Here is a 13,804-nt window from a genome sequence, read left to right on the forward strand (position 1 = left end):
AATTCTGAATCCTACATATTCACATTAATTAGGTATATCAAGATGAAATTTAAATATATTCCAATTTATTTCACTTTTCTTTTTTGTTTGTTAAATGTCAACGTGTATGCAAACCCTTTGCATGATGCTGTCAATCAGAACGATATAGAAACCGTCAAATCCCTATTGAATGATGATCAAGCTTTACTTGATGAGCGTGACGGACAACAGCGCACTCCTCTCATGCTGGCTACACGGCATAATTATGCTGCGATTGCTATTTTCCTTATCCAAAGCGGTGCAGATGTCAATGCTAAAGATAGACAGCTCGATACGCCTTATTTGCTGGCAGGAGCACAGGGTTACAATAAAATACTCATTGCAATTTTACATCATGGCGCGAACCTGAAAGATACCAACCGCTATGGAGGGACTGCGCTGATCCCCGCCGCCGAAAAAGGGCATCCTGAAACTGTACAGATCCTGCTGGATGCTGGTGTTAATCCTAATCACATTAACAAATTAGGATGGACGGCGTTAATGGAAGCTGTCGTATTAGGTAATGGTTCTTCGGTTTATGTCGACATTATTGATCGGCTCATTAAGGGCGGTGCTAATGTTAACATACCGGATAAAAACGGGGTTACTGCGCTTACTCATGCTCGCCAGCGTGGATATAAAGACATCATTAAACTATTGGAAAGTGCTAACGCCAAATAATCAGAGAAAAATTCTTTAACAAAATCAGTAAAAATACAGTAAGATTGGCGCCCAATCGTTAGTATTGATCCGGATCAATAGTTTGTTATCACTTTTTCATCTATCACAGCGCCGAACTCCTGCCTGGATTGCCTTACTGGCAATTCTGATGCTGTTCATTGCTCCAGTGGTATCAAAAACACTGGAACATCATCGCGATGGTATGAAAAATGAAGCATGTCATGGTATGCCAATGCCTGATATGCAAAATAGTCATCATCAATCAGACAGCATGAATCATCATGGCGTTGATCATGTTCATATGGGGTTGATGGATGATATTGCCTGTGGTTATTGCCAGCTATTGATTAACCTGCCGTTATTGTCAGGTTCGTTTATTCCTTTCATCTTGTTGACGCTGACGATTTCCCGTGCGCCACCAGCCCCCCGCTTTTCTGGCCCGGCTATCCGGCTGTTCTATGGTGAGTCACAGCCACGAGCACCACCCCTTAATTAATTTTCTTATCTGTACACTTCGTCTTTCAAGTTGCCTCTTTGTTGGCTGCACTCGCTCACCCCAGTCACATAGTTATCTATGCTCCCGGGGATGATCTCCCTTGCCGCCGCGATGCATCTTGAAATCCATTGTGTATGAATAAATAAATCATCTATTTTCCTTGCCTGAAATCATTTTTACAGGGCAAGTTGGTATTGTTTTAAACAAATTCAAAAACAGGATTTGTGATTAATTAAGGAATATTTTTCATGTCTGCTACACAATTGTTTCGCGCATCGCCTTTGGCTACGGCTTTAGCTATCGCACTCTTTATTCCAAATGGTATGGCTGCCACAAAAGAACGTGCTGAAGAGACAAAAAATTTAAACTCAGTTCGTGGAAATGTAGCCTATGAAAGTGAATCAGTCATTACCGTAACTGCTCCGGCTGTTTCGCCCCTGAATATTTTTTCCTCACTTAAAACTCCCCGTCAACCCGTCCCCGCCAGTGATGGTTCAGATTATCTGAAAACCATTCCGGGATTTTCTCAGGTTCGTAGTGGCGGAACTAACGGAGATCCGGTATTTCGTGGGATGTTTGGTTCTCGCTTACGGATGCTGATTGATGACGGCGAAGTTATGGGTTCTTGCCCGTCACGGATGGACGCCCCAAGTTCATATATTTCACCAGAAAGTTATGATGTTTTGAGTTTGGTTAAAGGGCCGCAGACTGTGCTTTGGGGACCGGGGAACTCCGCAGGAACGATTCGTTTTGAACGCTCCCGCCCACAATTTTCAGAACCGGATGCTAAAGGTAATATCAGCACAGTCGCTGGTTCTAATGGACGCTGGGATGGTAATGCAGACCTGAGTTTCGGCAATCAATATGGTTATATGCGCTTTATCGGTAATAAATCCCGTTCTAATGACTACAAAGACGGTGATGGGTATCGCATTCCTTCCCATTGGAACAAGTGGAATACGGATGTGGCATTGGGTTGGACACCGGATGATAATACCCTGCTGGAGTTAAATGCCGGACAGGGAGATGGAAAGGCTCGCTATGCTGGTCGAGCAATGGATGGTTCGAAATTCAAACGCGAAAGTTTGGGAATGCGCTTTGAAAAATCCAATATCGGCGATGTATTTGACAAGTTTGAGACTAATTTTTATTACAACGCCACCACTCATGTAATGGATAACTTATCCCGCCCTTCCCTTACAGCAATGAAAATGGGACATGGTGACAGCCATATGGGGCACGGAAATAGCCATATGAAAAGTAGCCACATGAATCATGGTAGTCATGGAGGACACGGCGGGCATGGTAATGGCATGAAAATGTCTCATCAGGTAGATCGCAAAACTCTGGGCGGACGCATGATGGGTACATGGATTTGGGAAGATTTCACATTACAAAGCGGTGTGGATATGCAGACCAATACGCACCGTAATCAATCACAAAAAGATGCCCGTTTCCGTGATTATGGTGTTTTTGGCGAACTGAGCTGGGATGCTGACGAACAAAGTAAGGTAATTGGCGGTGCTCGTTTAGATCGCGTTCTGGTGGATAGATATCCTAAAAAAATCGAGGAAAAACAGGAAGAACGAACTGATACTTTACCAGCCGGTTTTGTCCGATATGAACATAACCTGAAAGAAGCTCCGGTGATGTTCTATGCCGGTGTTGGTTATACTGAGCGCTTCCCTGATTTTTGGGAGTTGTTCGCGTTAAAAGGGCGTGTTTTTAATCAACTGAAAACAGAGAAAACAACGCAGTTAGATATCGGGGCTCATTATAACGATCATCATTTGCAAGGCTGGATTTCCGCTTATGCAGGAAAAATCGATGACTTCATTCTGTTCCATTATGCCGATCAAAAAGCCGATAATGTTCGTAACATTGATACCACCATACTGGGTGGAGAAATGGGCGTTGGCTATCATCTGAATGAAAATTGGAAAACCAATGCAAGTCTGGCTTATTCCTGGGCGAGAAATAATTCAAACCATCGTCCATTGCCACAAACTCCACCATTGGAAGCCCGCTTTGGTCTGAGCTGGGAGTCTGGTGACTGGAGTAGCAACGGTTTATTGCGTCTGGTCAGCAAACAAAACCAGATTGCGATGAATGAAGGTAGTGTGGCTGGAAGAGATTTTGAGCGCAGTGCCGGTTTTGCCGTTTTTTCTGCTAATGCCGCTTATAAGGTGACTAAAAATATGCAGGTCAGTGTCGGTGTGGACAATATTTTTAATAAAACCTATAGCGAACACCTCAATCGTGCAGGAAATGATGGCTTTGGTTATTCTGCCAATACGCCTGTTAACGAGCCGGGTCGTACTTATTGGGCCAGATTTAACGTGAAATTCTAATCTCTGACTGACCTCCCGGGCTTTGCCCTGAATTAATTCGGGGCAAAGTTTCTTTTCATTTCTTAATGAACTTTTTTACTAAAGTTATTTTCACATCACATTAAGAAATATTTTTTTGAAAAGATTCTTTCAAAAGAATGAAATTATCAGACTAATCCTAAATATCTGACTCATTCGTTAGCAACCAATGACGTAAAAGCATAGCCAATTGCTCTTGCTGTTCATTCGATAATGCACTGAGAATCGCTCTTGAATTTTCCAAATGACTTTCAACCACTTTATCGATCAAGGCCCTTCCCTCTGAAGTTAAAGAGACTTTGCAACTGCGTCGATCTTTATCATTAGCGGCACGTTCAACTAACCCACGCTGCACCATATGTTCAATACGGGTACTCATTGCACCTGAAGTTAACATAACTGACTGATACATTTCGGTTGGTGTGATTGGTGAATTGTGACGACGTAGTGTCGCAAGAATATCAAACTCAATAGCGCTCAGGTCAAAGGTTTTGAATGTTGCCTGTAATCGCTGTTCAATAATTTTATTCGCCCGGCATAAACGCCCGATAACACCCATCGGTGATGGGTCAAGATCTGGACGTTGTTGTTCCCACTGTATGAGTAAACGGTCAACGTGATCGTACTTCATGTTTTTTCCCTATTCATTTATTTTTGTGAAAAGATACTTGATAAAATTTGTATAGGCTATTATTTTAATTTATCTTTACATAAAGATACTTTTAAAAATGAAGTTTACAGTTAATTTTTAGCATCTATACCCAATGAATTGATAGATGAGACTGTAAACAAAGGAAAAATAACACAGGAAACTATAATGCTCCGTAATCTTATGCTTACTGCATTAGCACCAATTGTATGGGGAAGCACTTATGTTATTACTACTGAAATGTTGCCACCTAATACCCCCTTACTTGCTGCAACTCTCAGAGCACTACCTGCCGGAATTTTATTACTGTTAATTTGCCGTACATTTCCAAAGGGAATATGGTGGCTTCGTCTGGCTATTCTCGGGTTATTAAACATCGGCGCCTTTTTTTATTTCCTTTTTATGGCTGCTTGGTACCTTCCCGGCGGAACAGCCGCTTTGATTATGTCATGCCAGCCTATTTTTGTTATTTTGCTAAGTACCTTTCTACTCAAAACCCCGCTGACGAAAATGCATATCGTTTCAGCAATTCTCGGAATTATAGGTATTGCACTTCTCGTCACCAATGCAAACACTCGTTTAAACTGGCAGGGAATTATTGCTGGTTTTGCCGGTTGTGGCTGTATGGCATTGGGTGTTGTTTTAACCAAATATTGGAACCGCCCTACTAACTTATCGTTATTAAGCTTCACTGGCTGGCAATTAATGTTAGGTGGAATGATGTTACTGCCCGTGGCTATTTTAACTGAGGGAATACCTCACCAGATTACATTAACTAATATCTTCGGCTATGGTTATTTATGCCTTATCGGCGCAGTCTTTTCTTACATTATTTGGTTTAGGGGAATTGAAAAACTACCGGTTGTCACAATATCTTTTTTAGGTTTTATGAGTGCATTATCGGCGTGCATACTTGGCTTTGTTTTTTTAAAACAAACGTTTTCTTTCTTCCAATTTATCGGAGCCTGCATCATTATTACTGCGGTTTGGTTTTCTATACCCAGAAATAGGATCCAGACAGCTCCACAACCCTACAACCTTAAAAAGGCAAATTAAAAATAAAAGGAGCAGTACCATATGAAGTTAACCTTAATCTCTGGTAGTCAGCGTCAGAATTCTAATAGCCAGCGTATAGCCCGTTATTTGCAAAAATTGAGTAGTGAATATGGATTTACTGATATCAAATTTCTTGAATTATGTAATGTAGACCTTCCTCTTCATGATGGCTATACAACCGATATATCAGCAGAATCACATCCGTGGCAGGCAGTTGCTCATCATTTAAGAGACAGTGACGCTTTTATTTTTGTCTCTCCTGAATGGCATGGAATGGTACCACCAGCACTGAAAAATTTATTGTTATATTGCTCTGTGACCGAATTAGGACATAAGCCCGCATTATTAACCAGTGTTTCTAGTGGCCCAAATGGGGTTTATCCTATCTCCGAACTACGTATGACTGGTTTTAAAAATAACCATGTCTGTTTCCTGCCTGATCATTTAATTTTCCGTCAGGCTGGTAATTTAATTTCTCCTGAATTGGTTTGCAGTGATACAGCATTTGAAAATCGGGTTCACTATACATTAAAGCTACTTAAATCTTATGCCGAAGCTTTGAAGCATGTACGCGACGCTATTGGTGATGAAATGCAACAGTATCCGTACGGTATGTAAGGAAATTGTATTAAGTTTTAAAAATATATTTTCCGTCTTTCAGGTTGCAGCCTTACTGGCTGCAATTATTCACCCTAAGTCCCGTTTTTATATCTCTATATTCTTGGGAATGAAATGCCGGCTCCCTGTCTCTTATTTTATCCCCGTATTTGTCGTATCGGGCGATCAAAATTCATACTGCATCAAATGTGCTAAATTTAGTGGAGCGGCTTAGATTATTTCGCTTATCACATTAAAAGCCAGTCATTCTGTAATCCATTGCTAATTTCTATCTAAGAAAACAAAGGAGCTAATTTAATGGCCTGGTTACATGAACTTTTTAGCCTTTCTCCTGAAATTGCACTTTTTCTCGCTTTGGCTGGTGGCACATGGTTGGGGAGGTTCAAACTAGGAGCATTCCAACTGGGTGGTGTAGCCGGTGCACTGGTTGTAGCCGTGTTGATTAGCCAGGTTGGTGTCAGTATCGGCGACGGAATTAAAAATGTCCTATTTGCCCTGTTTATTTATGCTGTCGGCTTTGATAGCGGGCCTAAATTCTTTTCCTCACTGGGCCGTCAAACGCTACGTGAAGTCGCACTTTCTTTGGTACTGGCAGTGAGTGGGCTGTTGACACTCGTCGTCATGGCAAAACTTTTCTCTCTTGATCAAGGTACCGCTGCAGGCATCGCCGCAGGTGCATTAACACAATCCGCGATCATTGGCACCGCTGGTGCAGCCATTGCTAAACTTGATCTGGCTCCGGCACAGATACAGCAGTTGCAAGGCAACGTTGCCGTTGGTTACGCAGTGACTTACATCTTCGGTTCCCTTGGTACCATCATTATCTGCGTTAACATCCTGCCCAAAATAATGAGGCGTTCCATTCGGGAAGATGCGATGAAAGCCGAGCTGGATTTACTCAAAGGAGCACCTTTATTATCCGCAGACCAGACGCCTGCTCTACCGGGTATTGTGGGCCGTCTCTATGAGGCCGGGCCGGCAAAAAATATACACGTCTCAGAACTGGAAGCGTTAGCTTCTCCACAGTTCCCCGTTACGCTGGAAAGACTCAAACGCGGAGGAGAAGAAATTCATGTTACACCGGATCTTCTCCTTATGGAGAATGATGTTTTACTTCTGGTCGGACGCCGACAAGGTATTGTCGCTCTGGCTAAGCATCTGGGTAAGGAAGTGCTGACCGAACACGGGCCATCGATGGTCATGACAACCAGTGAAGCGTTGGTGGTAAACCCGGCCTTTATTAATAAGCGGCTTGCAGAACTCCGCACTCAGGTAGCCTCCGATGTACGTCATGGTATCTATGTCATCAGCATAAAACGTGGAGAAAATATGCTGACCCTCTCTGATGATACGGTCATCAAGCATAACGACGTGATAACGCTGTACGGCAGCGAACAGGATATTCAGCGAGCGATATCACTGGTTGGCGCTTCTCTGGTGAAAAGTATCAAGACAGATTTGCTTTTTCACTGTCTCGGTATTGCCGTTGGCCTGTTAATCGGCCTGCTAATAGTACGTATTGGCTCAGTACCTCTTACGCTGGGGAGTGGCGGTGGCGCACTGCTATCCGGTCTGCTTTTTGGCTGGTATCAGTCGCGTAAGCCACTGAGCGGTAATATCCCCAGCGGTGCCTCTTCAATCCTTCGTGATTTGGGGCTGGCCGGTTTTGTGGCCGTAGTAGGACTGCAATCAGGCCTGCAAGCGGTTGAAACCATTCGCTCAAGCGGTATTTCGATTTTTCTTATTGGTGTGGTGGTCACTGTTGTGCCGTTGATGATTACGCTGTTTATCGGACGTTATCTCCTACGCTATGACAATGCCGCCATTTTTGCCGGAGCCTTGTCGGGAACCCGCAGTGCTAATCCCGCTTTTGGTGAAGTTCTCAATAAAGCCGGCAATGCCATACCAACAGCTCCTTTTGCTGTGACGTATGGTTTAGCCAATGTGTTCCTGACTTTATTAGGCCCACTCATCGTTGCTATTGCGTAAGCCAATGTAACCTTTACAAGTGGAGTAAACTACATGTCTAAACAACAGGATAAGTATGCTGCTCTCAGTCCTTTTGAACTTAAAGATGCGTTGATCCAATTGGCGTCAAGTAAATCCGGACGCACGATGCTCAATGCAGGTCGTGGGAACCCGAACTTTCTGGCAACCTTACCGCGCCGGGCGTTTTGGCGTTTAGGTCTATTTGCCACTTCAGAAGCTGAGCTCTCCTATTCTTATTTGCCGCATGATATCGGTGGATTGCCCCGGATTGAGGGTATTGAGGCGCGCTTTGATGAGTTTCTGTCAGCAAACCATGACCAACCCGGTATCTCTTTTCTCGCCAGAGCCGTCAGCTACGTTCGTGATCAACTTGGTCTGTCAGCTTCTCAGTTTCTGCATGAAATGGTTGAGGGAATTCTCGGAGCCAACTACCCAGAACCTCCTCGTATGCAGCGGATTAGTGAGCAGATTACCCGAGAGTACATTGTAAAAGAAATGGTAGGCGGTCTGGTTTCAGCACATGATGTGGAACTTTTTGCTGTTGAGGGTGGCACAGCAGCAATGACTTATCTGTTCAATAGCCTACGCAATAATGGTCTGGTGAAAGTCGGTGATAAAGTGGCAATAGGCTCCCCCATCTTTACGCCTTATATTGAGATCCCTCAGCTTGAAGATTTTCAGCTTAAGACGGTGATGGTACAGGCGTCACCCAAAAACCGCTGGCAGTATCCCGACAGCGAGCTGGAGAAGTTGTTGGACCCTTCGGTAAAAATATTTTTCTGCGTAAACCCCAGTAACCCGGCTTCCGTTAAAATCGATGAGCATGGTTTGGAAAAACTGGCAGACATTATCCGTCAACGCCCTGATTTGATTATTCTTACCGATGATGTTTATGGCACCTTCGCTAATGATTTTAAATCCCTTTTCGCGACCTGCCCACGGAACACAATTCTGGTTTACTCATTCTCCAAATATTTTGGCGCAACCGGATGGCGTCTCGGTGTAATTGCGTTACACCGTAACAATATTCTCGAGCAGAAATTGGCTGCTTTACCTGCCAGTGAGAAAAAACGCTTGAATAAGCGTTATGAGTCCCTCACCCCTGATGTCAGTGCCCTGCGCTTCCTTGACCGGGTTGTTGCAGACAGCCGCAGCGTGGCGCTGAATCATACCGCCGGATTATCCACCCCACAGCAGATTCAGATGGTACTGTTTGCTCTGTTTTCCCTGATGGATAGTGATAATGGTTATAAATCCTCTGTAACCAAGATCATTCGTCGGCGTCAGGCGGTGCTATATCGTGAACTGGGCATTGTTCAGTCTGATGATGAAGAATCCGTTGATTACTATACGCTGCTTGATCTGGAGGAAATATCCCGCCGCATTTATGGTAATGCGTTCGCAACATGGGTGAAGGGTACGGTTGATTCAACTCAGTTCCTGTTTAAAATCGCTGAAGACACCGGCATTGTGATGTTGCCAGGTTCGGGTTTCGGCACACTGAACCCCGCAGGCAGAATATCGCTTGCCAACCTCAATGAGTATGAATATGCCACTATCGGCAAGGCGTTGAAAAAATTGCTTGAGGAATACTTTGTTGTTTTCACAAAAGAGGGAAAACACAAATCAAATGTCTCCCCGAGTAAAGTGAATAAAAAAGATCGTTCTAAGATAGATAGTTATTAAATTTAATAGGTGGCTATTAAGTTGAACTTCTATCAAAAAACGGAGCCTGGAAGACACGCTGATACGCCACTCGCCTGCTACGACGATAGAGTGCAAAACTTTGCACTCTATCGTTCAATGACCTTAGTCATCATGGAGCGGTTCGATTCAACGCTCTCAACAGACAAAATGCAACAAAAGCAGCAGCGATGTTATAAAACATTCCACTGACCAAGGCATTTTGGTATCCAATAAAAGCAGAAACACCTGTAATGTCTAATTTCCATTGAACCAGAATACTGACAATAGCAACCCCAAAAGCAGCACCAACTTGCTGTAGCGTAGAGACAATACCTGAAGCCATTCCGGCAAATTTGGCATGAACAAAAGCCAGCACAATATTAAGCAATGGTGTCATCACAAAACCCTGCCCGTACCCCAAAATGGTAACAACCGGAATGATTAACATTAAGTTAGAGTTAACCTGTAATTGAGCGATAACAACAGCCAAAACAATAAATGAGACAAAATATAGCAATGCTCCCGCCACAATAGCCCGATTCCCGAATCGTTTAACCCAGTAAGGCGCTGTGAGTGAAGATAAAACAAACCCAATACTGGCGGGTGCAAAAATTAGTCCGGCATCTATGGCAGCAAGACCCAGACCACTTTGTAAAAATAAGGCAAAAATAAGAAAGAATGAACTGGACGTGGAATAGATACACAAAACCAATAAGCAACCTAATCGGAACTGTCTGTTTTTCAGTAACTCGAAATTGAATAATGGCGTTTTTCCCTGATAGACATAACGCCTTTCATGTCGTACAAATTGTGACAACGTCACCAATGATAACAAGAGCAGTAACCAACACCATGCGGGCCATCCCAGGACTGGACCGACTAAAAGTGGCGACAATAAAGCAAAAATACCAATACCGGAAAGTGCGACGCCTCCCCAGTCCAACCCTGTTTTTTCCTTCGCCTTGCTCTCAGGAATATAACCAGAAAAAATCAGTGCCAGTATCCCGACAGGGATATTAACGAGGAAAATAGATCGCCATTGTAAATCCCAGAAATTGGCCGATATCATCCATCCGCCTAAAATTTGCCCTGCGATAGCAGCAAACCCTAAAGTCATACCCAGTAATCCAAATGCCTTGCGTGCGTTGTCCCCCTCGAAATTAACACGAATACAGGCATATACCTGTGGAAATAATAGTGCGGCAGCAAGGCCCTGCAAGAAACGAGCGATAATTAAAGTATTTGCGGTTGGCGCTAAACCACAAAGTAATGATGTGAATGTAAAGGTAAGAATACCCAACTGGAATAACCGCCGTCTGCCAAACAAATCGCCTAAGCGACCACCGGTAATCAGCAATAAACCGAACCCAATTTCATAGGTCACAATGACCAGCGTAACCTGAAATATACTTGCCTGTAAGTGGGTCTGAATATTGGTAACGGCAATATTGACAACAAACAAATCAAAAATAGTCACAAATCCAGCCAGTAATAATACTGACAGGGCTAAATAATCCCTTTTAGTCATAATCAAAACCCTCTCGCTATTTGAAATGAAGAGGATTTTAGTTCTCATATTATCCTGTTACAATTTAACCAATTATACTATTACTAAAAGCAATAGGATTGAGCTTAATGTCAAAGTTAAAAAGAACTCGTACTGAATTGGCCAATTTTTTGCGTACTAAAAGAGAAAGTATCAGCCCTGAATCTGTCGGACTACCGCACATTGGCCGACGGAGAACATCGGGATTAAGACGTGAAGAAGTCGCGGCTTTAGCTGGTGTTGGCCTGACATGGTACACATGGTTAGAACAAGGTCGGGAAATTGGAGTATCGGCAACTTTTTTGGATAATATCGCCAGCGTTTTTAAACTCAATTCAGCAGAACGGCGACATCTCTATTTACTGGCTCATATGCGTGAACCTATTACCACCAGCCAGACGCGAAGTTTTATTTCTCCCCTGATCAAACGATTGATGGGAGATTTATCTCCTCATTTAACGTATGTATTAAATCTATATTGGGATGTGCTGGAATTTAACCAGCAGGCCGATGAGTATTTTCATTTCAGCCAGATAAAAGATGAGCAACGCAATTTATTATGGCTGTTATTTACCAATAATCACTACCGTGAATTATTACCAAATTGGCAACAGGATGCTTATAAAATGTTAGCCAGTTTCAGACGCGATTATGCAATAGCCTCAAAAGATAGTTATGTTCAGGAGCTGGTGAATAAATTACTTAAAATTTCCCCTGATTTTTATGAAATGTGGCATCGGCATGAAATCTATGAACCCTGTAATGGAATGCGGTCGTTGAGTATTAATCAGCAGATTACTTCTTTTGAGTACACCTCAATGACCATTGATTTAGAAAAATATCTACGTTTAATTGTTTATGCGAAACTGACACCCTCCTCGCTTTAAAAAACAGGAACTTTATCAATACAAGATATCCGTAGAGAAACAGTAAATGAAAAATACCCCAATACTGGTTGCCGCAGCAATAACCGCCCTGTTGTTAAGCGGCTGTGCAACACCAAACCGTAATACCATTTCACCAACACCCTCGCAGGTTTGTCGTACAGGTGATCCCATGATCCAGACTACGCTCTATTTTGGACTGAACCGTCCGTCAGGGCCGGTGATTACTGCCGCCGAGTGGCAAACATTCATCGACCAACAGGTCACGCCGCGCTTTAAAGATGGATTGTCGGTATTTGATGCTAAGGGACAGTGGTTAGGCAACGATGGCAAGCTGGCTCGCGAAAACAGCAAAGCGTTACTGTTAATCCATACTCAGGGCAAGAAGAGCGAAACAAATATCGAGGCGCTACGCAGCAGCTATAAACAGCAGTTTGCGCAAGATTCAGTAATGCGGGTAGATGCGCCGGTATGTGTAGCGTTTTGAGAGATATCCCGGCAATACGCCGGGATAAGGGATCCTTACTGACACCTGAATAAATTAGTACAAATTGTCTTTCAGTCTCTGATCTAAGTGAGTGTCGTATTCAACATCATCAAACTCACTTTTGCTCAATGCCTTGAGAACATAGCCCGGGCTGGGTAAGGCACTACGATCAATCTGAGTTGATGCATCCCATAAACCTGAACGCATAATGGCGCGGCTGCATTGGAAGAAAACTGCATCAACCGTAATCCGCAATACAGATTGCGGTAAAATATTACGATGGGCAAAACGTTCTAATATTGACGGCGTAACCAGAATTTCTGCCCGACCATTAATACGCAGTGTCTCGCCAATACCCGGAATTAACAGTAACAATGCAACACGATTATCATGCAGAATATTACGCAGGCTATCAATACGATTATTTCCCCTTCGATCAGGCAAAATTAGCGTCTTCTTATCCTCGATATGAATAAATCCCGGCTGATCTCCCCGGGGTGAAGCATCCAGCCCGTCTTCACCCGCAGTCGCCAACATGGCAAATGGTGCTGCTTCAATAAATGGACGATAAGCCGGATGAATATGGTCAGTTTCTTTAAATACAGAAGCCCCTACTGGCTTTCCGTAAATTTGCTCAAGTTCAGTAATATCAGTAACAATTTTATCCATTATGGAATCTATCCTCATATCAACCCGTAATAGGCTCTGTTTTATAGGGTAGGCGTATTTAATTGCGAAAATGCATCACATATTCAGAATGCCCTGTCACCTCATCTTTACCCTCTTCCGCTACATAAAAACCTTGTGACAGGTAAAAATCATAACTGCTTTTATTTTCCTGATAGACGGACAGGGTAAGTTCAGTTCTGCGACTTTTAGCATCCATGATTAATTTCTTACCCACTCCCTGCCCCTGACTATCAGGTGATACAAAAATTGCAGCTAATATATCATTATGTAACGCATAAAAACCGATGACCTTTTGGTTTTGAGTATAAACATACACTTCGGATGCCGGAATATAGATATTCCTCATATTTTCAATCTGGGATTGCCAGAAATCAGCCGCGACGAAGTGGTGTGCTTTAATGGATGCCTCCAACCAGATTACCAGAACCGTGTCCATATCTTCTCTTAAAAATTTTCTGATCATTATTATTCCAATGTTTTCTCTTTTTTGAGTACAGATATGATAAATGAAGGTTTAATGAAATTTGGAGGATAAGGAATTATTTTTTAGTAGAGTAAAAAATCCCCCACTACTGCGCACGACATTCTTTTCAGAAGTAAACCCTAGATCCAAAAAAATTTTTTTGGAATTATAT

13 protein-coding genes are annotated in these 13,804 nt (G+C 43.0%); 9 read left to right on the plus strand and 4 right to left on the minus strand.

All coding sequences use genetic code 11. The annotated features are described in order from the left end of the window. Window positions 1–42: 42 nt before the first annotated feature. From AACX38_RS14205 to AACX38_RS14215, 3 genes are all read left to right on the plus strand, one after another. Window positions 43–699 carry an ankyrin repeat domain-containing protein gene (locus AACX38_RS14205; protein ID WP_228864676.1) on the plus strand — a complete coding sequence of 219 codons (657 nt, stop codon included), beginning with the start codon at window positions 43–45 and terminating at the stop codon, window positions 697–699. 82 nt (window positions 700–781) lie between these two features. Further along, the gene (locus AACX38_RS14210) at window positions 782–1,195 is read left to right on the plus strand and encodes a DUF2946 domain-containing protein (RefSeq protein ID WP_228864677.1); all 414 of its coding nucleotides are present in this window, start codon (window positions 782–784) and stop codon (window positions 1,193–1,195) included. A gap of 248 nt (window positions 1,196–1,443) precedes the next feature. Then, window positions 1,444–3,546: a TonB-dependent receptor domain-containing protein gene (locus AACX38_RS14215; protein ID WP_228864678.1), complete on the plus strand. Its 2,103-nt coding sequence runs from the start codon at window positions 1,444–1,446 to the stop codon at window positions 3,544–3,546. Between the two features lie 157 nt (window positions 3,547–3,703). On the opposite strand, the gene AACX38_RS14220 is transcribed toward AACX38_RS14215, so the two are convergent. Continuing rightward, window positions 3,704–4,195, minus strand: a complete 492-nt coding sequence (locus tag AACX38_RS14220; RefSeq protein WP_228864680.1) for a MarR family winged helix-turn-helix transcriptional regulator — start codon at window positions 4,193–4,195, stop codon at window positions 3,704–3,706. A 201-nt stretch (window positions 4,196–4,396) separates the two neighbouring features. On the opposite strand from AACX38_RS14220, the gene AACX38_RS14225 reads away from it, so the two are divergent. From AACX38_RS14225 to AACX38_RS14240, 4 genes are all read left to right on the plus strand, one after another. Further along, on the plus strand, window positions 4,397–5,269 hold the full coding sequence (locus tag AACX38_RS14225; protein ID WP_228864681.1) for an EamA family transporter: 873 nt from the start codon (window positions 4,397–4,399) through the stop codon (window positions 5,267–5,269). A gap of 21 nt (window positions 5,270–5,290) precedes the next feature. Then, a complete protein-coding gene (locus tag AACX38_RS14230) occupies window positions 5,291–5,887 on the plus strand; it encodes an NADPH-dependent FMN reductase (RefSeq protein WP_228864682.1) in 597 nt (198 codons plus the stop codon). A 297-nt stretch (window positions 5,888–6,184) separates the two neighbouring features. Further along, on the plus strand, window positions 6,185–7,876 hold the full coding sequence (gene aspT / locus AACX38_RS14235) for an aspartate-alanine antiporter (RefSeq protein ID WP_099122920.1): 1,692 nt from the start codon (window positions 6,185–6,187) through the stop codon (window positions 7,874–7,876). Window positions 7,877–7,909: 33 nt separating this feature from the next. Next, complete coding sequence (locus tag AACX38_RS14240) at window positions 7,910–9,562, plus strand: bifunctional aspartate transaminase/aspartate 4-decarboxylase (RefSeq protein WP_228864683.1); 1,653 nt, start codon at window positions 7,910–7,912, stop codon at window positions 9,560–9,562. A gap of 130 nt (window positions 9,563–9,692) precedes the next feature. Here AACX38_RS14240 and AACX38_RS14245 read toward each other — a convergent pair whose 3' ends face one another. Next, window positions 9,693–11,090 carry an MFS transporter gene (locus AACX38_RS14245; protein ID WP_228864687.1) on the minus strand — a complete coding sequence of 466 codons (1,398 nt, stop codon included), beginning with the start codon at window positions 11,088–11,090 and terminating at the stop codon, window positions 9,693–9,695. A gap of 107 nt (window positions 11,091–11,197) precedes the next feature. On the opposite strand from AACX38_RS14245, the gene AACX38_RS14250 reads away from it, so the two are divergent. Both AACX38_RS14250 and AACX38_RS14255 read left to right on the plus strand, forming a co-directional pair. Continuing rightward, the gene (locus tag AACX38_RS14250) at window positions 11,198–11,995 is read left to right on the plus strand and encodes a helix-turn-helix transcriptional regulator (RefSeq protein WP_228864689.1); all 798 of its coding nucleotides are present in this window, start codon (window positions 11,198–11,200) and stop codon (window positions 11,993–11,995) included. A gap of 46 nt (window positions 11,996–12,041) precedes the next feature. Further along, window positions 12,042–12,479 (plus strand): DUF3574 domain-containing protein, encoded by a 438-nt coding sequence (locus AACX38_RS14255; RefSeq protein ID WP_228864691.1) that lies wholly within the window; start codon window positions 12,042–12,044, stop codon window positions 12,477–12,479. Between the two features lie 54 nt (window positions 12,480–12,533). Here the strand turns inward: AACX38_RS14255 and AACX38_RS14260 are convergent, their stop codons facing one another. Continuing rightward, window positions 12,534–13,148, minus strand: a complete 615-nt coding sequence (locus AACX38_RS14260) for a pyridoxamine 5'-phosphate oxidase family protein (protein WP_255712116.1) — start codon at window positions 13,146–13,148, stop codon at window positions 12,534–12,536. A 58-nt stretch (window positions 13,149–13,206) separates the two neighbouring features. Continuing rightward, on the minus strand, window positions 13,207–13,632 hold the full coding sequence (locus AACX38_RS14265) for an N-acetyltransferase (RefSeq protein ID WP_255712117.1): 426 nt from the start codon (window positions 13,630–13,632) through the stop codon (window positions 13,207–13,209). Window positions 13,633–13,804 lie beyond the last annotated feature (172 nt).

The sequence above is a fragment of the Xenorhabdus sp. PB30.3 genome (genome assembly GCF_963895965.1).
Classification (GTDB): Bacteria; Pseudomonadota; Gammaproteobacteria; order Enterobacterales; family Enterobacteriaceae; genus Xenorhabdus; species Xenorhabdus stockiae.